Below are 21,843 nucleotides of genomic sequence, written 5' to 3'. Positions count from 1 at the left end.
ACTTAAAAAGGCTCCATAATCTCCATAAGGGATTTACCCACTACAGAAATTATAGAACCTTTATTCTTATTCAGCCCCTTGTGCCCATTTTTTAGCCAGTTGACGAGAATAGGTCGAGATGGCAAAGTTGATGACAAAGTAGATGGCTGTGATGATGAGGTAAAGGGTGAAAACCTGACTTGGTTCAAAGTATTTACCCATCAAGATTTGACTTTTTCCGAAAAGCTCTTGCAAGGCGATAACAGAATAGAGTAAGGATGTGTCCTTGATAACTGTTACGAATTGTGAAATGATGGCTGGCAACATTTTACGAATGGCTTGTGGAAAGACAATGTAAATGAAGATTTGCCAGTGGGTCATTCCCTGTGAGAGACCAGCTTCTGTTTGACCGTGATCGACGCCATTTAAGCCCCCACGGATGATTTCTGCCAGAGCAGCTGATGTGAAAACGGTAAAGGAAGTGATACCTGCAGGCGTTGACTTCATTTGGAAAACCAAGAAGATAATGAAAATCCAAAGAAGATTGGGTACGTTACGGACAAATTCAATGTAGATGCTTGATATCCAGCGAAGGATTGGATTCTTCCCATTACGCATAACAGCGAGAAGCGTTCCAATGATGGTTGATAATACAATAGATAAGAAAGAAATGTAAAGGGTCAACCAAAGTCCTTGAAGAATAAAGTTAATATTAGTTGGTGTTAAAACTGACATCATTTATCCTCCTAATTGTATGCTTTCTTGTTTTCTTCTTCTTTACGTCGTGCCCAAGTTGCTAGTGGGAAGCAGACGATGAAGTAGAGCAGTGCTGCACCAGCAAAGGCTGGTACGTAGTTAGTAGTTTCATAGGCCCATGCTTTTGACACAAACATGATATCTGCCCCAGAAATAATGGCAACCGTAGAGGTGTTTTTAATCAAGTTCACCACTTGGTTGGTCATTGGTGGCAAGATGGTACGAATGGCCTGTGGCAGAATGATAAGCTGCATGGTCTCTTTGTAAGTAAATCCTTGAGAGAGTGCAGCTTCTGTTTGTCCTTTAGGCACAGCTTCGATACCAGAACGGATAACCTCAGAAATATAAGCACCGTGATAGATACCGACACAGATAACTGCTGTCCAGAAAGCTGAAATCATAATGAAACCATTTGTCATGATGGCTAAACCATAATAGACAACCACGAATTGAACTAATAATGGTGTGTTTTGGTAAAGCTCGACATATACGCGAGCAATAGCTTTTAAGGTTTTATTTTTAGAAGATGACATGGCGCCAAAAATTAGCCCTAAGACGAGGGAAAGAAGTAAAGCACCGATGGACATGCCTAAGGTGTATGCAAAGCCTTTGGCGAAATCACCAAAATTGGTAAAAAAGTCAGCCCAGCGAGAAAGGGCAAAGGGACTTGCTACTAAGTAATTCATATTTATCCTTCCTTTCTCTTATTCCTCAGCCTTAGCTGGTTTTAAATCATATTTTTGATAGATTTTTGTCAAGCTACCATCTTTTGACCAGTCAGATAGTAGGTTGTTGATATAGCTAGTTAAATCTTTATTGGATTGCTTGCTAGCGATACCGTAGCTCTGAGTATTGAATCCCTGATCAATGATTTCTGTTTTCTTGCTACGGTAACCGGATAAAATGGATTTATCAACTGAGAAGGCTTGGATACGTTTTGAATAGAGCGAAATAGCTAGTTCAGGGTAAGATCCTAATTGAACGTAATCAAAATGTAAATCATTAGCTTTAGCATATTCTTCTATAAGACCTTTGGTTGTAGATCCTTGAGCCACTCCAATCGTTGCACCATTCATATCCTTAATAGATGTGTACTTGCTAGCTTTATTAACCAAGAATCCGACTTCATCTGTATAGTAAGGGTTGCTAAAACTATAAGACGCCTGACGTTCAGGAGTGATGGTATAGGTACCGATAACGATGTCAACTTGTCCGTTATCAATAACGGCTTCGCGGGTTTGCGCTGTAACAGGAGTGAATTCTACTTTGACTCCGAGACTTTTAGCAATCTTACGCGCGATATCGATTTCCATTCCCTCATAGCTATCTGTCTCAGCACTGAAGTAGCCAAAGTTTGGAACATCCTGTTTGACTCCAGCTTTTAGAACTCCAGCTTTTTTAATCCGCTTAATCACTTTAGAAGATAGCAGTTTATCATTTGTTTCAGCCTTTGCTTTTGGAACAAATGAGAGAACTGATAAAGCTAGAGTTAGGGATAAGCATGCAATAAGAAGTTGTTTGATTGATTTCATCTCACACCTCCTATTTAACTTTGCGTTCTTTTTTCTTAGCAGGGACTTTTTCACTAGCGTGATTGATAATCTTGCTGAGGAATTGTTGAGCGCGTGGTTCTTTTGGATGGTCGAAGAAACCTTGAACATCAGTTGTATCTTCTAAAATCTCTCCATCAGCCATAAAGATGATACGATCGGCTACTTCACGGGCGAAGCCCATTTCGTGGGTTACAACCACCATGTTCATTCCTTCAGCAGCTAGATTTTGCATAACAGCCAAAACATCACCGATGGTTTCTGGGTCAAGAGCAGAAGTTGGCTCATCAAAGAGTAGTAGCTCAGGATTCATAGCGAGTCCGCGAGCAATTGCGATACGTTGTTTTTGACCACCAGAGAGCATTCCTGGGTAAGAATCTTTGCGGTCCCACATATTAACATAGGTTAAGTATTTTTCAGCAACAGCCTCGGCTTCTTTGCGAGACATGCCTAAAACTTTAATTGGTGCCAAAGTAACATTTTCTAACACTGTTTTATGCGGATAGAGGTTAAAGTGTTGGAAAACCATACCAACTTCTTTGCGAAGTTGAACGAGATCTTTATTGCTAGCATTGGCCAATTCATGACCGTTTACTTTTAGGCTACCTGTTTCAATAGATTCAAGAGCATTCATGGTACGGATAAGTGTTGATTTACCTGATCCTGAAGGACCTAAGAGAACAACGACCTGACCCTTTTCAATTTCTAAGTTAATGTTACGAAGAGCATGGTAGTCACCGTAATATTTTTCAACATTTTTATATTCGATAAGTGCCATTAGAAACTCCTTTTGATAATAATTATCTACGTTAGAAAACATAACACAGATAAGTTACTATACCATAGAGAAATGATATTGTCAATATTTTATTTTAAATATTCTGAAAATTATTGAGAGCTTTGATATAAATAGCGAGGGCGGATATGATAAAGGTTGATGATAGTGGGGGGAGTCAATGTTTTCCATTTAAAGGATAATTTGTTATAATCAGAAAAAAGGTAGGTACTAACTATGAAGACAATTCTCGTTGTAGATGATGAAAGACCCATCTCAGACATTATAAAATTTAATCTGAGTAAGGAAGGCTATGCTATTGAAACAGCCTTTGATGGTCATGACGCGGTTGAAAAATTTGAAGATATTAAGCCTGACTTGGTTATTTTGGACTTGATGTTGCCGGGTATGGATGGTCTTGAGGTAGCTAAAGAGATCCGTAAAACAAGTCACACGCCAATTATTATGTTATCGGCTAAGGATTCTGAGTTCGATAAGGTGATTGGCTTGGAAATCGGTGCAGATGATTATGTCACAAAACCCTTCTCTAATCGAGAGTTGTTGGCGCGTGTGAAAGCCCAACTACGTCGTGTTGAGACTATTGAAACTGTGGCAGAAGAATCTCTTCAATCATCTCCGACAGAAATCGAGATTGGGAACCTTCAAATCTTACCAGAGGCGTTTATTGCTAAAAAGAACGGAGAGGAAGTCGAGCTGACGCATCGTGAGTTTGAATTGCTCTATCATTTGGCGCAACATATTGGTCAAGTGATGACACGCGAGCATCTCCTTGAAACGGTTTGGGGATATGACTATTTTGGTGATGTTCGGACAGTTGATGTGACTATTCGTCGCCTCCGTGAAAAAATTGAGACAACTCCAAGTCGTCCGGAATACATTCTCACTCGTCGTGGAGTGGGATACTTTATGAAAGCTCATGACTGATCAATTTCTTTTTTCATTTCGAGATGTTATTATTGCAGGGCTAATGTCAATTTTAGTCCTGATTTATGTTTTTTTAATTATTCGAGATTCTTTAAATAGTCGACGTGTGCAACAATTGACGGAGCAAGTTCAAGCCTTGATTTCAGGTGAGTATGTGGTCAATCAGGTAACACGAGGAAGTGCTGAAGTTAAGGACTTAGCTGAACATTTGAACGATCTATCTGAGGTTTTTCGTCTAACACATGAAAATTTAGGACAAGAAAAAAATCGTCTTTCAAGTATTTTATCCTATATGAGCGATGGGGTTTTAGCAACAGACCGTCGTGGTAATATCATTATGATTAATGATATGGCAAGGCAGCAGTTGAACTTATCAGAAGAAGGTGACCTTGCTATCAATATTATGACCTTGTTAGAAGATGTCTCGTATACTTATCATGATTTAATAACCAAAACACCCGAAGTAACGCTTCACCGTGTCGATGAGTTTGGTGAATTTACGGTACTGAGGGTCAATTTTGCTCTTATCAAAAGAGAGAGTGGTTTTATATCTGGTTTGGTAGCCGTTTTACACGATACGACAGAACAAGAAAAGGAGGAACGTGAACGCCGTCTCTTTGTTTCCAATGTTAGTCATGAATTAAGGACTCCTCTGACATCGGTAAAATCGTATCTTGAAGCCTTGGATGAAGGGGCTCTTAAGGAAGCTGTTGCACCGGGGTTTATCCGTGTGTCCTTAGATGAAACAAACCGGATGATGCGAATGATTACAGACTTGCTATCCTTATCACGTATTGACAATAATAATAGTGAATTAGAAGTTGAATTGACAAACTTTACAGCTTTTATCACCTATATCCTAAATCGTTTTGACCGTATCAAGTTACAGGAAACGCATGCAGGAAAATCTTATGATATTAAGCGCAATTACGATCTGACTCCTGTTTGGATTGAGATTGATAATGATAAGATGACCCAAGTTTTCGATAATATTTTAAATAATGCTATCAAGTATTCACCAGATGGTGGTGAGATTAAGGTGAGCATGCGAACGACTGATACTCAATTAATTGTGTCGGTATCTGATCAAGGATTGGGAATTCCTAAAAAAGACTTGCCTTTAATTTTTGACCGTTTCTATCGTGTTGATAAGGCAAGAAGCCGTGCCCAAGGAGGTACTGGACTCGGTCTAGCAATCACCAAAGAAATTGTTAAACAGCACAATGGCTTTATTTGGGCTAAAAGTGATTACGGTAAGGGATCAACGTTTACCATTGTTTTACCGTATGAGAAGAATATTTTAGAAGTAGATGATGAATGGGAGGTAGCTGAAGACTAAGGTGGCCGATAAAGGATTTAAATACAGTATTTTAGCTTCAGGGTCGACAGGTAATGCTTTTTATCTGGAGACACCAAAGAAACGTCTTTTGATTGATGCTGGATTGACTGGTAAGAAAATGACCAGTCTTTTAGCTGAAATTGATCGACGACCTGAGGATTTAGATGCTATTTTGATTACACACGAGCATTCAGACCATATCAAAGGAGTTGGGGTTTTGGCTCGCAAGTACAATCTTGACTTGTATGCGAATGAAAAAACCTGGGAAGTTATGGATGCCAAAAATATGCTCGGTAAGATAGATAATTCACAAAAGCATATTTTTTCGCGTGAAAAAATGATGACTTTCGGAGATATTGATATCGAGTCTTTTGGTGTTAGCCATGATGCAGTAGATCCGCAGTTTTATCGTTTTATGAAAGATGATAAAAGCTTTGTCATGTTAACTGACACGGGATATGTTAGCGATCGTATGTCAGGGATTGTTGCCAATGCGGACGGCTATCTGATTGAATCTAACCATGATATTGAGATTCTTAGAGCAGGGTCCTATCCATGGAAGACCAAACAAAGGATTCTTTCTGACTTTGGGCATTTATCTAATGAGGCTGGTGCACAGGCTATGATTGATACGCTTGGTAATCGGACTAAAAAGATTTATCTTGGACATTTGAGTAAGGAAAACAATATCAAGGAGCTAGCTCATATGACCATGGAATCCAGTCTTATGCAAGCTGATTTGGGTGTTAATCATGATTTCAAGGTATTGGATACCTCACCAGACACGGCGACGCCACTAATTGATATTTAACGTTAAATTTACAGTCTAGCCCTAGTGGCTAGACTATTTTTTGGTATAATAGAAAAGACTGTGACAATAAGTTGTGGTCACTTATAATCGAAGAAAATCAAAATCTGACTAGAAAAAGCGTCGTAGCTAGAACTAAAGTTCATCAAGGTAAACTTGACAATATCAGATTTTGATTTTCAATGAGTATTAAAGTTATCGTTAGATTACTATCTGTAAGGTGAGGACTTGATGATGAGTTGCTGTGCGAGTTGGATCACTCAAAAGAGATGATGCATCCCAGTTCTATCAAAGGCCCATGGTTTGAGTACCCCCATTTTAAAGTAATAAAGGAGAGTCTTATGGGACAATTAGAAGAGCTAAAAGTAAAATTAAAAGCGGATTTTCATATTGAATTTTCGGATTGTAGCTTGCTTGATACGGCTTTTACTCACACATCATATGCTAATGAACATCGTCTCCTAAACATTTCACACAATGAACGTTTGGAGTTTTTAGGAGACGCAGTTCTTCAACTGATTATCTCAGATTATTTGTACCGAAAATACCCTAATAAGCCAGAAGGGGATTTATCTAAACAACGTTCTATGATTGTTCGCGAGGAGAGTTTGGCAGGGTTCTCAAAAGATTGTGGCTTCGATGCCTTTATTAAACTAGGTAAAGGAGAAGAAAAGTCAGGTGGTCGTCAGCGTGAAACTATTATTGGAGACCTTTTTGAGGCTTTTTTAGGTGCTCTTCTTTTAGATAAAGGAGTAGAAGCAGTTAAGACTTTCCTTTATTTGGTGATGATTCCTAAGGTTGAAAAAGGGCAGTATGAACAAGTTAAGGATTATAAGACAGCTCTTCAAGAAGAACTTCAAGTCGATGGGGATATCAAAATTCGCTATGAAGTTATTGGTGAAGAGGGACCTGCCCATGCTAAGTGGTTTGAAGTTCGTGTTACTGCAAATGGCAAAGAATTGAGTAATGGTAAGGGACGTTCTAAAAAAATGGCAGAGCAGGAAGCTGCTAAAAAAGCACTCCACCAACTAGGTGAGGACTAAGATGTATTTAAAAGAAATTGAAATTCAAGGATTTAAATCCTTTGCAGATAAGACTAAAGTTAGCTTTGACCAAGGTGTGACAGCAGTCGTAGGACCAAATGGTTCTGGAAAATCAAATATCACAGAAAGTCTTCGCTGGGCTTTAGGAGAATCATCTGCTAAGAGTTTACGTGGTGGTAAAATGCCGGATGTTATTTTTGCCGGAACAGAGACACGTCGACCGCTTAATTATGCTCAAGTTCGTGTCACGCTGGATAATAGTGATGGCTTTATTAAAGATGCACCAGAAGAGCTTTCTGTTGAACGTCATATTTACCGAAATGGTGATAGTGATTACTTGATCGAGGGGAAAAAGGTCCGTCTTCGTGATATTCATGATCTCTTTATGGATACTGGTTTAGGACGTGATTCTTTTTCCATTATTTCTCAAGGTCATGTTGAAGCCATTTTCAACAGTAAGGCTGAAGACCGTCGGGCTATTTTCGAAGAGGCTGCGGGAGTTTTAAAATACAAAACCCGTAAAAAGGAAACCGAAAGCAAATTATCTCAAACTCAGGATAACTTGGACCGCCTGGAAGATATCATCTATGAGTTGGAGCAGCAGATTCGTCCGTTAGAGAAACAAGCACAGACAGCAAAGCAATTTCTTTCCTTGGAAGAAGAGCGTAAGGAGCTTCATTTGCAAGTGCTTGTTCATGATGTTTCATCAGGTAAGGAGGAACTTCAGTCTTTAACGAATCGCTTAAATGAGGTTAAAGAAAATCTTGAAACTTATTATCAGGATCGTCAAAAACTTGAAAATGATAACCAGAATTTAAAGACTAAGCGTCATCAATTATCTCAGAATTCTCAACAGCACCAAGATGATCTGGTCGCTTTAACCAGTTTGATTGCAGATTTGGAGAAACAAATCAAAGTCAATCAGCTGCAACAATCTCAATCACAAGAAAAAGAGAGTGATTTAAAAGCTCGTCTGGAGAAGCAGGAGACGCTGATTAGTAGCTTGCAGCTCTCTATCAGCGAGATTGAAGATAAATTGGCTGTTGTTATCAATGATAGTCAGGAAAAAGCAAAAGCCATCAAGGAGACAGAGGCATACTTGACAGAGTTTACCCAATCTCCCGATCAAATTATTGAAAGTCTACGTGAGCAGTTCGTTGGGCTAATGAGTCAAGAAGCTGATTTGTCTAACCAACTGACAGCTCTTGAAAACAGACTTTTGCAGGAGCAGCAGCAGTCAGAACAGGCACAAGCTGAGTTATTGGAGTTAGAAGAGCGTCGTAGGGGTCTTACAGAAACGGCTAAGGAAAGTTTAGCCAGTTTTGAAGCGGCTAAGGAAGTTGTTAAAGTCTTGTTGGATGATTATCAAAGGCAATTGCAAGAGGTGAAAGCCAAGGATGAACTCTATCAAGGACATCAGGCGGTACTCTTTGATAAGTATGATGCTTTAAAAGGTAAGACTGCTCGTCGCAATAGTTTAGAAGCTATTCAAAAAAGCCACAGCCAGTTTTTTGCTGGAGTTAAGGCTGTTTTGCAAAATAGTGGACGCATTGGCGGTATTGTGGGGGCTGTTAGTGAACATTTGAGCTTCAAGGCAGAACATCAAACTGCAATGGAAATCGTTCTTGGTGGTGCTGCACAAAATATCATCGTAGAGGATGAAAGGACGGCTAAGAAGGCTATCCAATTCCTGAAAGATGGGCGTCATGGTCGTGCAACTTTTTTGCCTCTGACAACTATTAAAGAACGTTCCTTGAAGCCTGCTTTTAGAGAGAAATTGGCACAGCAACCAGGTTTTCTTGGTTTGGCTAAAGATTTGGTGTCTTATGATAGTCGTTTGGGTAATATCATGGGTAATCTCCTGGGTATGACTGCGATTTTTGATACGATTGACCATGCCAATCAAGCAGCGCGTGATTTCCAGTATCAGGTGCGTATTGTCACCCTTGATGGTACAGAATTGCGTCCAGGCGGCTCATTTGCCGGAGGGGCAAATCGTCAAAAGAATACGACTTTTGTCAAACCGGAATTGGACCAACTGGAAGCTGACATTAACCAGATGTCTGCTGAAATAAAGGCTGACGAAGAAAGATTAGCTAGTCTAAAAGAGGCTTTAGAATGCTCTCGTCAACAATTAGCTGAATTGAAGCAAGACGGTGAGGAAGCTAGACTTGCCGAACAAAAGGCTGACTTCGCTTATCAACAAGCTGCTGGTCAAGTTGCTGACCTTAATAAACTCTATCAAGCCAAGTTAGCTAACCAGCAAGGATTGGCTATTTCAGATGATAGTCAGCGTAAGAACGAGTTAGAGACTCAATTAGATGCCATCCGTTTGCAAAAAGAGCAATTGAATCAAGATATTGAAGCTATCAAGACGGATAAGGACAGTATTGAAGAAAAACGTCAAAAACTGCAAGATAATCTTTCTGAATTAAGGCTATCAGAACGTGAATTACAAGGTGAACGGCAATATTTATCTCGTGATTTAACAAAGCAAAAAGAATCTTTGGAAGAAGCTAAAGTTCTAGCTGAGAATTTAGCCTATAGTCTAGCTCATCATAATGATGCTCTAGAAGCAGATAAGATTCCAGAATGGCAGGCGCAGTTAGAAGAGGCTAAAGAACGCAAGGTTAAGCTAGAACAGGAGCAAATTCGCCTGCGCTTTGAATTGGAAGATTTGGAAGCACAGGGAGAAGATATCGCGGAACACCTGCAAAAATTGAGCCAGCAAAATGAAACTTATATTCGCCGTCAAGCTGAACTTGAGTCACAAGAAAAGCAGGTTAGACAAAGATTACAGTCTCTGGCACAAGATTTGATTGATTCCTATCAACTTTCTTTCTCAGAAGCACAGGAACAAGTTGAACCCCTGGAAGATATCAATCAAGCAAGACTAGCTCTCAAGGATTTGCAAAAAGCGATCAAAGCCTTGGGTCCAGTCAATCTGGATGCTATCCAGCAGTATGATGAGGTTGGGGAACGTTTGACCTTCTTGTCTGGTCAGAAAGCTGACCTCGATAAGGCTAAGGATTTGCTTTTAGAAACTATAGCTGAGATGAATGAGGAAGTGACCAGTCGCTTTAAAACAACCTTTGAAGCGATTAGAGCGTCTTTCAAAGAAACCTTTACCCAGATGTTTGGTGGCGGTTCGGCCGACTTGATTTTGACCGACGGTGATTTGCTTTCAGCCGGAGTTGAGATTTCCGTACAACCTCCTGGTAAAAAAATTCAGTCGCTTAATCTTATGTCAGGTGGGGAAAAAGCCTTATCAGCACTGGCTTTGCTTTTTGCGATTATCCGTGTCAAAACGATTCCATTTGTTATTTTGGATGAGGTGGAGGCGGCGCTTGATGAAGCAAATGTTAAACGTTTTGGTGATTATCTCAATCGTTTTGATAAATCTAGTCAATTTATCGTTGTGACTCACCGTAAGGGAACCATGGCAGCGGCTGACAGCATTTATGGGGTGACTATGCAGGAGTCTGGTGTGTCACAAATCCTTTCAGTTAAATTGAAAGAAGCAGAGAACATTAATGGTGTTAATTAGAGATAATCTCTGATATATTTGGCTATCTTTTAAAGAAGATAAGTGGTTGGGCATGATGTCTAATCTCACTATATGAAGTTCGTTCAAACCTCTTATAACTCTGGAGTGGTTTGAACGAATTTTTAGTTATCAAGAGTATTTTCTCACACTCTTTTTGTAATATTTCCTTGTAAGCGGATTTTTTGGTACAATGGTAGGGATTATGTAGGTATTTAGTATAGTCTTTTGAATTAACTTTGATACATCGTCACTTTTAACTTGCCGTACTTCAGTACTGTCTGCGTTTCAGTTCCTTGTCTGAAAGTGAATTCATTTGACTATAGTTAAATCAGTATTGAGAAGCTGGAGGAATCTTGTGTTAAAAAAAATTGTAGCGTCTGATATGGATGGGACCTTTTTAAGACCAGATGGTACTTATGACAAGGAAAGATTTGCTGTTCTTCTGGAGAAATTGACTGAAGCTGGCTATCTCTTTGTAGCCGCGAGCGGCAGGTCGCTCCTAACTTTGAAAGAATTGTTCCAAGAATTTGAAAAGAAGATGGCTTTTATCGCGGAAAATGGCTGTATTGTTGAGGATGAAGGACAGGTTATTTTTGAAGCTGAGATGGTGCCTAAGGATTATCAGCTTATCTTGTCTGAATTGCAGGCTGATCCTCATTGTCAGGGTTATCTTTTATCTGGCGAGAAAGGTGCTTATGCCCCGCTTGACGCTTCAGCTGGCTATATCAAAAGGGCGCAACATTTTTATTCCAATGTTCAGAGGGCTGATTTAAACGCTGTAACCGATAAAATCTTAAAAGTGACAGCTCACTTTGATGCGGATAAGATTCATGATTTTACGAAACGCTTGAATGGGAAATTAGCTGATTTTCAAGCCGTTGTCACTGGTTTTGATGGAATGGATATCATTCCTAAGGCTTATAATAAGTCGACTGGCTTGGAGGTTCTTTGTAAGAAACAAGGGATTTCATCGCAAGATGTGTATGCTTTTGGAGATAATTATAATGATCTTGAAATGTTAGCCTTTTCTGGCATAGCTGTGGTTCCTGATAATGCAGTAGAAGCTGCTAAAACCTTAGCTGATGAGGTTGTTGGAGATAATGCTAGCGATGCCGTTTTGACTTATTTGGAAGGTTTGGTTGGAGATGACAGAAATAAAATTGGTTGCATTAGACTTAGATAATACCCTTTTTGATGATGAAAAAAAGGTATCAAAAGCTAATAAAGAAGCGATTAAGAAAGCTACTGAATTAGGTGTCAAAGTCGTGATTACAACAGGTCGTCCTTTAAAAGCCATTGGTGATTTACTAGAAGAGTTAGATTTGAACCATCCTATGGATTATAGCGTGACTTTTAATGGAGGTTTAATCCAGCGAAATGATGGAGATATCTTAGCCCAACAAGCTTTGTCACGCCACGAAGTTGAGTCTATCTATCAACAACTATCAGCTTTGGGTCTTCCTGTTGATATCTTGAGTGAGGGGACTGTTTATAGTTTGCCTGCACCAAGTCGTCCGTCACGTTATCCAGAAGCTAATCCTTTACTGACCTTTAAAACTTTGGAGCAATTAGCTCATTTACCAGAAGACATCATCTATAATAAGATTGTCATTGTGACAGATAAAGACTTTTTAGATGCTAAAATCAAGGAAATTCCTGAGCTGATTTTTTCCAATTTTGAAGCCTTTAAATCACGCGAAATTATTTTTGAAATTATGCCCAAAGGGGTTCATAAAGCGTCTGGTTTAGCTAAATTATGCGACCTCTTAGGCGTTGATAGCGAAAATGTCATGGCTGTTGGTGATGAAGAAAATGATTTGACCATGATTGATTGGGCAGGTCTGGGAGTTGCGATGAAAAATGCGGCGCCTATTGTAAAGGAAACAGCTAATGTAGTAACGAGCAAAGATAACAATCACTCAGGAGTGGCGGAAGCCATTGAAAAATACGTATTAGGTGGAGAATAAAATGGGATTATTTGACCGATTATTTGGAAAAAAAGAGAAAAAAGAAGAGCAAGAGCTTTCGCAAGAAGTGCTTGAAAACAAAGACAATATCATTGATGAAGTGGAACAAGACAAGCAAGATTTTTTCCAGGAAGATGTTAACCCTTCTGAAGAAGAAAATCTTGTTATCGTTTCAGAAGAGGATGCCCAACAGGGTCCAACGTCGGAAGATGACTTTGTAGAGCAAGTGGATTCAGCTCTTGATGAGCTTGATAGTACAGAATCAAGTTCTGAAGTAGTTAATATTGAGTCTGATTCTAAATCGTCAGAGTCAATTGACTGGAAAGATAGTTTTGAAGAGTTGGAAGAAGGAGATTTTGAGACTTCTTTAAGGGCTGAAGTTAGCATTCCAGAACATCAAGCAGATCCGTCTGTTGATTGGAAAGATGAGATAGAGGTCGAACTAGACAAGGAGCAAGCTAATAATACTGTTGAGGAAGACGTTTCTGAGGTATCAACCAGTCAGTCTTTAGAGACATTATCCGCTTCTGAAGAAACTAGCACCTCTGAAGCTGTTCTTAAGAGTCAGGTAGAAGTCCTATCGACGACTGAGGTAGCCTCCCAATCCAATGACTCTCGTTTTGAATCACTGATAGCTGATTATTACGCCAAAAAAGCAGCCGTTGCAGAAGCAGCCGAGCGGGGTGAAACCTTGAGCTTTGAGGCAATGTCAACGCGTCAAGTTCAAGAATTATCCAAGGAAAATGCTCCAGCAAGCACACCAGAAATCGAAGAAACAACGGAAGAAAAATACAATCGTAGTTTGAAAAAAACACGAACAGGCTTTGCTGCTCGTCTCAATGAGTTTTTTGCTAATTTCCGTAAGGTAGATGAGGAATTCTTTGAAGAGTTGGAAGAGATGTTGATTATGTCTGATGTTGGTGTAACAGTAGCAACACAGCTGACAGAAGATTTACGTCAAGAAGCTCGACTAGAAAACGCTAAGAAACCAGAAGATTTACGTCAAGTCGTTATTGAGAAACTCGTTGACATCTATGAAAAAGATGGTGTTTATAATGAGAGCATTAATTTTCAAGATGATTTAACGGTGATGCTCTTTGTTGGGGTTAATGGTGTTGGTAAAACGACTTCTATTGGGAAATTGGCTTATCAGTACAAGAACCAAGGTAAAAAGGTCATGTTGGTTGCGGCGGACACCTTCCGTGCAGGAGCCGTTGCCCAGCTGGTTGAGTGGGGACGCCGTGTGGATGTTCCAGTTGTGACTGGTCCTGAAAAAGCTGATCCCGCTTCGGTTGTCTTTGATGGTATGGAACGAGCAGTTGCGGAAGGTATTGATGTCTTGATGATTGATACAGCTGGTCGCTTGCAAAACAAAGATAATCTCATGAAGGAACTTGAGAAAATTGGACGTATCATTAAGCGTGTCGTGCCAGAAGCACCTCATGAAACCCTTCTAGCATTGGATGCTTCAACGGGTCAAAATGCCCTCAGTCAAGCTAAAGAATTTTCAAAAATCACGCCTTTGACAGGTCTAGTATTGACTAAGATTGATGGAACAGCTAAGGGTGGTGTCGTTCTAGCCATTCGCCAAGAGTTAGACATTCCAGTTAAGTTGATTGGTTTCGGAGAAAAGATTGATGACATTGGTTCCTTCAATTCAGAAAATTTCATGCGAGGTCTACTAGAGGGCTTACTTTAATGTTAACAGTAAAAAACCATCTGAAAGTTAACTTTCAGATGGTTTTGTTTTGACGATTGTTATTTCTTTTGTTTATACTCATTGAAAATCAAAATCTGACTAGGAAAGGCGTCAAGTTCATCAAGGTAAACTTGACAACGTCATATTTTGATTTTCAATGAATATAAGTTTACTGATGAGTGTTGCTTTCTGATGCTGTTTCGTTCGCTAACAATTAGAAATAGGTTGGGCAATTTTGCCCAACCTACTCAAAGTTAGAGATAAGCTACTAATTATAGCTTTATAGTTCCGCTAAAGGATGTTTAAAAGACACGATAAACATAGGGATTCTCAGGTTCTGAGACAATCTGACTGTTTTCAATATGAAGTACTGGAAGAGTCTCTTCTAGTTGGCTATTGTATTCGGTTTTGATGGTACCATTAACCTTAAGCCAAGTATTATTGGCATAGCTTTGGCTATTACCTGTAGTAGATAAGCCATAAACGCCCGAATCAGCGATACAATGAATAACTCCAAAACGAAAGAGATACTGGTAGCCCTCGTGCCCAGGTTCATTATAAACAAAGCCTGTAAAAGAAATCTGCTTTCCTGAAAAGACGTCAGGATAGAGGTATATCAGTTCCATAATCTCCATATAATTCTCAGACTTGATATCAATGGTATCGAGATTTTTGTAAGCTTGCAACTCGCGCTGCATCTCTTTTTGATAGGCATTTTTCGTGAAGTAAAGACTGGTATCTGGTTTCAAGTATTGCACTCTGGTACCATCGTCTGATTCTCCCTGACCGACGGAGCCAACGGCAGTTGGGAAGGTGTACCCCTTAGCTGAAACTGTTGTGGAATCAAGAGTAACAGTTGGCACTAACAATCCAACTAAAACTGGAAAGACAAGAATCATAGGACTAGTCAACTTGGCGAATTTTCCAGACAAGTGCGAATGGAGCCTAAGATTTTTCATCCAAATCATGAGTTGAACAACTGCTAGAATGAATGATAGAATCATAGCAATAAAAGCCAAATAGGAATAATGAGTGTTGATGTATTGATCCAGCTTATCGGACAAGTAAAGATACATACTGAGCTCAAAATAACCAGCTAAGATTAGAAATCGAATCATGTGAAAACTCCTAAAGTGAGACAATAAAGGGTTACAATGATCGCAGAGACTGCGATAAATTGGAGGATAAAGTTCTTTTTGAAGCTGTTCCACATCATCATAAGGTTTTTGATGTCAATCATGGGACCGATGAGGAGGAATGCCATAACAGGTGCAGCTCCAAAGCTAGAGAGAAGGCTAGCCCCGATAAAGGCATCGGCTTCGCTACAAAGAGACAGAACGAAGGCTAAAATCATCATGACAAAAATTGCTGTCAAAGGATTACCGCCGATAGTTGTCAAAATCCGTGTTGGAAGGTAAATTTGCATAGCAGAGGCAATGAGACTCCCAAAAATTAAATAGCGACCTGTATCAAAAAATTCATCTATAGCATGCGATAAGGCATAAAATAGTTTTTTAGGTTGGTTATGGTCAGAATAGTCGTGGAAATGAGGCGCTTCTTTGGGAGGTATCCTAATATCGTCATCCGTTAGATAAGCCAAAAGCATCCCTAGAGCAACTGCTACCAAGATAGCACCTGCTAGACGCCAGATGACAAACTGCCAAGAATTCCCAAAGGCTGAATAGGTTGCCAAAATGACGATGGGATTTATCACTGGGGCTGTCGCTAAAAAAGGAACAGCTGTGTAACTAGGCACTCTTTTTTCCATGAGACGATTGACAATTGGTACAATACCACATTCACAAGAGGGGAAAATGACCCCAATAAATGTACCGAACAAAATGCGTAACAAGCGGTTTTTAGGAAGATGCTTCAGAACCTTATCAGGAGTGACATAGACTTCGATAAATCCTGTTAAAATAGCACCTAAGAGAACAAATGGCAGTGCTTCAATAATAATGGACATGAATATAGCCATCCATTGTAGAACACTGTCGGGCAACTGATTAAAAAATGACACGAAAAACCTCACTTCAACCAAGACTTGGCATAATTGAAAAGAACGCCTAAGCAAAATGCAAGGATCATTATGATCAGGAGATTAACAATAAAAGACCAAGGCAGGACATCCGTTAAAAGCATACTTAATGCACCAAGGACCACATAAAAAACAAGGTCTATTTTAGAAAAATTAGTTTTTACTTTCTTTTTGGTCATCGTCTTTTTTTCCTTTTTTAGGATCTGAATCCATATTGTCAGGTAGTTTGGCAAAGCTTGCAAACATGTTTTCTAATTTGTCATCTTTTTTGTATGAAATAGCCATGAGGCACCTCCGAAATAATCTTGTTTCTATTATACTATCATTTTTTAAGATTAGCTTAAAGCAGCTATTGTTTCCTAAATCTGTTTTGTTTCTTAAAGCAAAAGAGCCGTGTCAAAACAGCTCTTCCTATATTTTTCTTATGATGGGTCTTGAAGTGGGATGGTTAAGGAAAATTTGCTTCCCTTGTTCTTCTGACTTTCAAGGTTGATTGTCCCACCAAGTTGTTGGGCTAATTCTTGAGCAATGTAGAGTCCTAGACCGTGTCCGCCTGTCGCCATATTGCGTGAACTTTCCACTCGGTAAAGGCGATTGAAAATTTTATCCTGATGTTTAGTGGCAATTCCTATACCTTGGTCAGTAACCGTGATGGTCAGTTGTTTCTGGTCTTTAATCAGAGCAACAGTAATGGGCGACTTAGCAGGAGAATACTTTAAAGCATTACTGACTAAGTTTTGAAGGATGCGATAAAGCTTGTGATAATGGTTAATTACATGGGCTGATTCTGGTTGGACAGAAATATCAATATCACGCTCTTCCTCAGTGATTTGCAAATGAAATTCTGATAAAACATCGATAACCAGCTTATCCAGATAGACTATTTCAAAATCTTCATCTGGCTTTTTCTTGTCATAAACTTCTGAAGTCACATAGTCCAATTCTTCGACCAAATGATTTAAACGGCATGTTTGTCCATGGATTGCTTCCAGATATCGGGGGACGTCATCTGTAGGGATAACGCCGTCTAGAATCCCCTCGACACCAGATTGAATCGATGTGATGGGTGTTTTGATGTCATGTGATAATTGGGCAATCATCAAAGCTTTTTCACGTTCGCTTTCTGTTAAAGAAGCAAAACTTTCTTCGAGGGATTGAGCCATGCGAGTAAAAGCCAAATCAAGATGAGCAAATTCTTGAGGAGAGGTGATGGAAATATTAGTTTGAAAACGGCGTTCAGAAAGGGCATCCATCTTGGAAATGAGGAGCGACAAGGACTTAGTGATTTTAGTTAAGAGTAGGAGGCTAAAAAGTGCTCCAAGTAGACTAGCTGTGATGACCATGGCCATGATGAAGAAAACTTGTTTTTGTTCGATAACCATGTAATTAAGACCTAAGAAAACCCCGATCAGGGTGATTAAGATAGCTATGAAGTGCCCTGTGATTAAGTAATATCTAAGTGTCATGGTGCCACCTCGAGTTTATAGCCTAACCCCCAAACAGTTTTTATGCTAGGGGTCTGATCAGTGCTATGCTTAGCCAAGTCATTTCTCAAGGCATGGATGTGAACGTTGAGCGTGTTAGTATCCTCAATGAAGGTCTCATCCCAGACACTTTCATATAATTCTGACTTGGAAAAGACACGATTTTGTTGATGAGCCAAGAGCCATAGGATATCGAAAGCCTTGTTTGTTAATGTTAGTGAATGACCATTGACAGAAACGTCACGTGTCTGATGATTGATAGCTAAGTCACCAATGAGTAGGTCCTCTTGTTGACCTTGCCTTCCATATAGCCTTTTTAAAATGTTAGTGACCCTAAGCACCAACTCCCTAGGACTAAAGGGTTTGCAGATAAAATCATCAGCTCCTAGACTGAGAGAATAAATCTTGTCCGGTTCAGCTGTCTTTGCAGTGATGAACAAAAAGGCTTGGTCCTCCTTGAGGCTGAGTACTTCAGAAATAAAATCATAGCCATCCATCTTTGGCATCATAATATCACTGATAATGAGGTCCACTGAATGTTTTCGGAAAATATCCAATGCTTCAAGACCATTATTTGCTATAAGAACTTCAAAACCAGCTTGGTTTAAGTAACGCTTGTTAATATCGATGATTTGAGGTTCATCATCAACCAAAAGAATAGAATGTGTCATCCTTTTAATCCTTATCTTTGAAATAACATGACTAAAATAGTGCTATACTTTGCTAAGTATAACACTATTTTGATGGAAGACCAACTGGTTTTTAAAGTCCTAAAGACATTAAAATGTAGGGCTTTTCTAAGATTTTTCAGTGACAGATTATTGATTTGCTTTCTTAGTCAAGAAGCCTTTTAGTAAAAGACCTAAAGCTCCTAAAAGTGTCGCAATACCAAATCCTGTTAAGAGACTATGGTTAGTCTCACCAGTCATTGGGAGCTTCCCTTTAGCCATCTCTGATTGTCCTTTAGCCATTTTATCGCTCATTTGTTTTGGTTTCATCATGTTAGAGGTCATTGTTTTTTGCTCTTTAGTAGCTGACATTTTGCCATCATTTGGCATGCTAGCTTTAGAGGACATCTCATCTTTCTTGGTCATGTCCATTTTGCTCACGTTTGGCTTGTCTATTTGATTTGCCATAGATTTATCAGTTTTATCAGTCATCATGTTTGCACGATGGAACTGTAAGGAAACCATTTTGCTAGCAATTACCCTGCTTAAATCTGGCATCTTATCTTTAGCAGCATAAACGCGAACGTTGCCGGTGATGGTTTGGTCAGTCAATGCTTTTAAGGCGTCTAAAAGATCAGCATCCATTTTGCCTTTAAGAGGACCGTCGAGCTCTAGGTTATAGAAATACTCTCCTTTGGATAGATTTTCCAGAGGAAGTAGAGCTGGATTCATAGCTGAGCCATTATCTGACCAAGGAGCATCATCAGAGGATTTTAAAAGTAAGCGAGTCAACATGCCATCACCACCAAAGGCTTCAAAGGGAATGACCTGGTTGACACCGGCAGTGAATGGACCGGGGAAATCAGCTTTTTGAACATATTTATCAGGAACACTGATCTCCTCATGAAGGTATTGATTGACAGCAGAAGTGACTTCTTTTGGACTTGTAACCTTTGGTTCCGTCATTGTGTCACTTGCCATAGTAGTAGGGTTTGCTGATGGTTGAGCAGACATGTTTTCTGGCATATCACTCATCATCATAGATCCAGAAGTATCACTTGGTTCGCTCATCATGGCTGGTTGATTATTTTCCATAGCAGTCATCTCTGCGGGCATTTCGGAAGTTTTATTAGTCATGGTGGTCATAGTCGAAGGTATGCTATTTGTTGGAGGTGTGACCATATCTTCTGCAAGGACTTGATTTCCTTGAGCTAGGACTAGTATACTTCCACTAGCCATAATCATAGAAACTAAACCACCTTTGCCTTGACGGAAGGGCCTTTTGCTGGAAGATTGATTTGCTGTATTAGATACTTTGTTTGATAAGTTTGACATAAGTTTCTCCTTATTTTTTGATACTTTTATTATAAAAAGAGACTTTAAGTATTCATAAGCTATTTCTTAACTAAATCTTAAGTAAGGATTAGGAAAGACTTAACTGTATTTTTGACATTCTCTAAAAGGAAGTCTGATCTTTCATCAAGAGGATAGACAGTCAACTTTATCTAGCAAGATATATTAGCATAGTAGAAAGGACTGTTTGCCAATTCATTTTTGTTAATTTCAGATGAAGGTGATGCATTTCAATAAATGATGGCAGAAATTTTAGCTCTCTCATGTTATACTAGAATTCAGAAAGTGATGAGGTTTCTGATGATTACAAGAGAACATTTCGATAGCTTTAGCTGGATTGATATTGATATCGATGAAGTTAGAGATGCTGAGAAAATTGCTATGGATTATGGCATTGACCCTGAAGTAGCGGCCTATGCCCTCGATAAAAATGAACTTGCTCATGTGGAATATAACCGCAAGACGGGCCAGTTGCTTTTGATTTACAATGTCTTAAAACTCGTCAAAGAAGATAATAGTTTTCAAACGGTACCGATAACCTTTATCGCCCAAGATAATCGTTTGATTAGCATGTCAACCAAGGATACCGACTATATCGTTAGGCGCTTTCAAACATGCTTTCAAGTTGATCTTCTTTTTTATATGAAATAGCCATAAGGCATCTCCGAAATAATCTTGTTTCTATTATACTATCATTTCCTTAAATAAGAGAGAAGAAAAATGATCAAGAGCATGATATACTAGTAAAAACAACAAGACGAGGTTTCTGATGATTACAAGAGAACATTTCGATAGCTTTAGCTGGATTGATATTGATATCGATGAAGTTAGAGATGCTGAAAAAATTGCTATGGATTATGGTATCGACCCTGAAGTAGCAGCTTATGCCCTTGATAAGAATGAACTTGCCCATGTGGAGTACAATCGTAAAACGGGTCAGCTCCTCTTGATTTATAATGTTTTAAAGCTTATTAAGGAAGATAACAGTTTTCAAACGGTACCAATTACCTTTATTGCCCAAGATAATCGCTTGATCAGTATGTCTACCAAAGAAACAGACTACATCGTCAGACGCTTACAAGCCTTAGCCCAAGATAACCATGATATGAGCCTGTATGATTTTTTATTTTCTAGTCTTGTGGAAATTTCAACACCTTATTTTTCAGTGATTGAAAAACTAACCCATGAGCGCCAAGTGATCAATCAGCAACTCCGAGCCAAAACAACTAAACAAGGGCTTTTAGCATTATCGGATATTGAAACAGGCAATGTTTTTCTGGCTTCTGCCTGTCGACAAAATGCGGTTAGTATTGAGCGGATCAAGAATCAATCCCTCTATTTTCATCTAAATGACGAAGAAAAAGAGCAACTGGACGATGCCTTGGTTGAAGCTAAGCAGCTGGTTGAGATGACCGAGATGACATCTGAGATTTTGGCACAATTAACCGCAACTTATAATAACATCTTAAACAATGATCTAAACGATACCATGACCATGCTGACGATTGTGTCCTTACTCATGACTATCCCAAGTGTTGTGACGGGCTTTTTCGGGATTAATGTTCCCCTACCAACAGTCTTTACGGAAAGCAAATATGGCTGGATTTTGGTTATCCTTTTGTCGGTCTTCTTATGGATGGTCATGTCTAAAATGTTGACCTACATGATGGGGCAATCCTTCTTGATGAGCTTCAAACAATTCTTTAAAATGGCCTTTAAAGGGAGACGTAAATCATAGCATAGTATCAAAACACGTTAGTATAATGCTATCGTGTTTTTTGCTTTTCATTTATAATAAAAGAAAAGACTAATACTTGAAGAAAATCACAACCTGACTAGGAAAGGCGCCGCAGATAGAACGAAAGTTCATCAAGGGAAACTTGAGAATGTCA

The 21,843-nt window shown here is 39.3% G+C and carries 19 protein-coding genes and 2 pseudogenes; 10 read left to right on the top strand and 11 right to left on the bottom strand.

The window, feature by feature from the left end:
• Window positions 1-66: 66 nt before the first annotated feature.
• From ACMZ6U_RS04345 to ACMZ6U_RS04330, 4 genes are read right to left on the bottom strand one after another with little or no spacing between them, the layout of a single operon-like run.
• The gene (locus ACMZ6U_RS04345) at window positions 67-717 is read right to left on the bottom strand and encodes an amino acid ABC transporter permease (protein WP_416106568.1); all 651 of its coding nucleotides are present in this window, start codon (window positions 715-717) and stop codon (window positions 67-69) included.
• 8 nt (window positions 718-725) lie between these two features.
• Window positions 726-1,421 carry an amino acid ABC transporter permease gene (locus tag ACMZ6U_RS04340; RefSeq protein ID WP_416106566.1) on the bottom strand — a complete coding sequence of 232 codons (696 nt, stop codon included), beginning with the start codon at window positions 1,419-1,421 and terminating at the stop codon, window positions 726-728.
• Window positions 1,422-1,439: 18 nt separating this feature from the next.
• Window positions 1,440-2,267, bottom strand: a complete 828-nt coding sequence (locus ACMZ6U_RS04335) for a transporter substrate-binding domain-containing protein (protein WP_416106564.1) — start codon at window positions 2,265-2,267, stop codon at window positions 1,440-1,442.
• A gap of 10 nt (window positions 2,268-2,277) precedes the next feature.
• Window positions 2,278-3,063 (bottom strand): amino acid ABC transporter ATP-binding protein, encoded by a 786-nt coding sequence (locus tag ACMZ6U_RS04330; protein WP_416106562.1) that lies wholly within the window; start codon window positions 3,061-3,063, stop codon window positions 2,278-2,280.
• A 234-nt stretch (window positions 3,064-3,297) separates the two neighbouring features.
• Here ACMZ6U_RS04330 and yycF point away from each other — a divergent pair, with 234 nt between their 5' ends.
• The 8 genes and pseudogenes from yycF to ftsY all read left to right on the top strand — a co-directional run.
• Window positions 3,298-4,005 carry a response regulator YycF gene (gene yycF, locus ACMZ6U_RS04325; protein ID WP_416106560.1) on the top strand — a complete coding sequence of 236 codons (708 nt, stop codon included), beginning with the start codon at window positions 3,298-3,300 and terminating at the stop codon, window positions 4,003-4,005.
• Window positions 3,998-5,344 (top strand): cell wall metabolism sensor histidine kinase VicK, encoded by a 1,347-nt coding sequence (gene vicK, locus ACMZ6U_RS04320; RefSeq protein WP_416106559.1) that lies wholly within the window; start codon window positions 3,998-4,000, stop codon window positions 5,342-5,344. Before yycF ends, vicK begins: the two co-directional genes overlap by 8 nt.
• 1 nt (window position 5,345) lies before the next feature.
• Window positions 5,346-6,155, top strand: coding sequence for an MBL fold metallo-hydrolase (locus tag ACMZ6U_RS04315; RefSeq protein ID WP_416106557.1), 810 nt, complete (start codon window positions 5,346-5,348; stop codon window positions 6,153-6,155).
• A gap of 338 nt (window positions 6,156-6,493) precedes the next feature.
• Window positions 6,494-7,195 carry a ribonuclease III gene (gene rnc / locus ACMZ6U_RS04310; RefSeq protein WP_416106555.1) on the top strand — a complete coding sequence of 234 codons (702 nt, stop codon included), beginning with the start codon at window positions 6,494-6,496 and terminating at the stop codon, window positions 7,193-7,195.
• Window position 7,196: 1 nt separating this feature from the next.
• A complete protein-coding gene (gene smc / locus ACMZ6U_RS04305; RefSeq protein ID WP_416106553.1) occupies window positions 7,197-10,742 on the top strand; it encodes a chromosome segregation protein SMC in 3,546 nt (1,181 codons plus the stop codon).
• A gap of 355 nt (window positions 10,743-11,097) precedes the next feature.
• Complete coding sequence (locus ACMZ6U_RS04300) at window positions 11,098-11,925, top strand: HAD family hydrolase (RefSeq protein WP_416106551.1); 828 nt, start codon at window positions 11,098-11,100, stop codon at window positions 11,923-11,925.
• Window positions 11,888-12,709 carry a Cof-type HAD-IIB family hydrolase gene (locus tag ACMZ6U_RS04295; RefSeq protein WP_416106549.1) on the top strand — a complete coding sequence of 274 codons (822 nt, stop codon included), beginning with the start codon at window positions 11,888-11,890 and terminating at the stop codon, window positions 12,707-12,709. Before ACMZ6U_RS04300 ends, ACMZ6U_RS04295 begins: the two co-directional genes overlap by 38 nt.
• A gap of 772 nt (window positions 12,710-13,481) precedes the next feature.
• Window positions 13,482-14,408 (top strand): annotated as a pseudogene (ftsY, locus tag ACMZ6U_RS04290) (signal recognition particle-docking protein FtsY); the annotation flags it as partial.
• Window positions 14,409-14,710: 302 nt separating this feature from the next.
• On the opposite strand, the gene ACMZ6U_RS04285 reads toward ftsY, so the two are convergent.
• The 6 genes from ACMZ6U_RS04285 to ACMZ6U_RS04260 form a co-directional block, all read right to left on the bottom strand.
• Complete coding sequence (locus ACMZ6U_RS04285; protein WP_416106547.1) at window positions 14,711-15,526, bottom strand: TIGR03943 family putative permease subunit; 816 nt, start codon at window positions 15,524-15,526, stop codon at window positions 14,711-14,713.
• Window positions 15,523-16,428: a permease gene (locus ACMZ6U_RS04280; protein WP_416106545.1), complete on the bottom strand. Its 906-nt coding sequence runs from the start codon at window positions 16,426-16,428 to the stop codon at window positions 15,523-15,525. Before ACMZ6U_RS04280 ends, ACMZ6U_RS04285 begins: the two co-directional genes overlap by 4 nt.
• A 171-nt stretch (window positions 16,429-16,599) precedes the next feature.
• Window positions 16,600-16,731: an SPJ_0845 family protein gene (locus ACMZ6U_RS04275; RefSeq protein ID WP_416106544.1), complete on the bottom strand. Its 132-nt coding sequence runs from the start codon at window positions 16,729-16,731 to the stop codon at window positions 16,600-16,602.
• Window positions 16,732-16,868: 137 nt separating this feature from the next.
• Window positions 16,869-17,912, bottom strand: a complete 1,044-nt coding sequence (locus ACMZ6U_RS04270; RefSeq protein WP_416106542.1) for a sensor histidine kinase — start codon at window positions 17,910-17,912, stop codon at window positions 16,869-16,871.
• Window positions 17,909-18,601 (bottom strand): response regulator transcription factor, encoded by a 693-nt coding sequence (locus ACMZ6U_RS04265; RefSeq protein WP_416106540.1) that lies wholly within the window; start codon window positions 18,599-18,601, stop codon window positions 17,909-17,911. The genes ACMZ6U_RS04270 and ACMZ6U_RS04265 overlap by 4 nt, the downstream gene beginning before the upstream one ends.
• 147 nt (window positions 18,602-18,748) lie before the next feature.
• On the bottom strand, window positions 18,749-19,933 hold the full coding sequence (locus ACMZ6U_RS04260) for an SSURE domain-containing protein (RefSeq protein WP_416106538.1): 1,185 nt from the start codon (window positions 19,931-19,933) through the stop codon (window positions 18,749-18,751).
• Between the two features lie 255 nt (window positions 19,934-20,188).
• On the opposite strand from ACMZ6U_RS04260, the pseudogene ACMZ6U_RS04255 reads away from it, so the two are divergent.
• Window positions 20,189-20,542 (top strand): annotated as a pseudogene (locus ACMZ6U_RS04255) (CorA family divalent cation transporter); the annotation flags it as partial.
• Window positions 20,543-20,549: 7 nt separating this feature from the next.
• Here ACMZ6U_RS04255 and ACMZ6U_RS04250 read toward each other — a convergent pair.
• Window positions 20,550-20,606: an SPJ_0845 family protein gene (locus ACMZ6U_RS04250; protein ID WP_416106570.1), complete on the bottom strand. Its 57-nt coding sequence runs from the start codon at window positions 20,604-20,606 to the stop codon at window positions 20,550-20,552.
• Window positions 20,607-20,720: 114 nt separating this feature from the next.
• Here ACMZ6U_RS04250 and ACMZ6U_RS04245 point away from each other — a divergent pair, with 114 nt between their 5' ends.
• A complete protein-coding gene (locus ACMZ6U_RS04245) occupies window positions 20,721-21,689 on the top strand; it encodes a magnesium transporter CorA family protein (protein ID WP_341931700.1) in 969 nt (322 codons plus the stop codon).
• Window positions 21,690-21,843: the final 154 nt, after the last annotated feature.

The sequence above is a fragment of the Streptococcus pluranimalium genome (genome assembly GCF_047785745.1).
Taxonomy (GTDB): domain Bacteria; phylum Bacillota; class Bacilli; order Lactobacillales; family Streptococcaceae; genus Streptococcus; species Streptococcus pluranimalium_B.
Note: the sequence above shows the minus strand (reverse complement) of the source record. Positions and strands in the feature narration are given on the sequence as shown.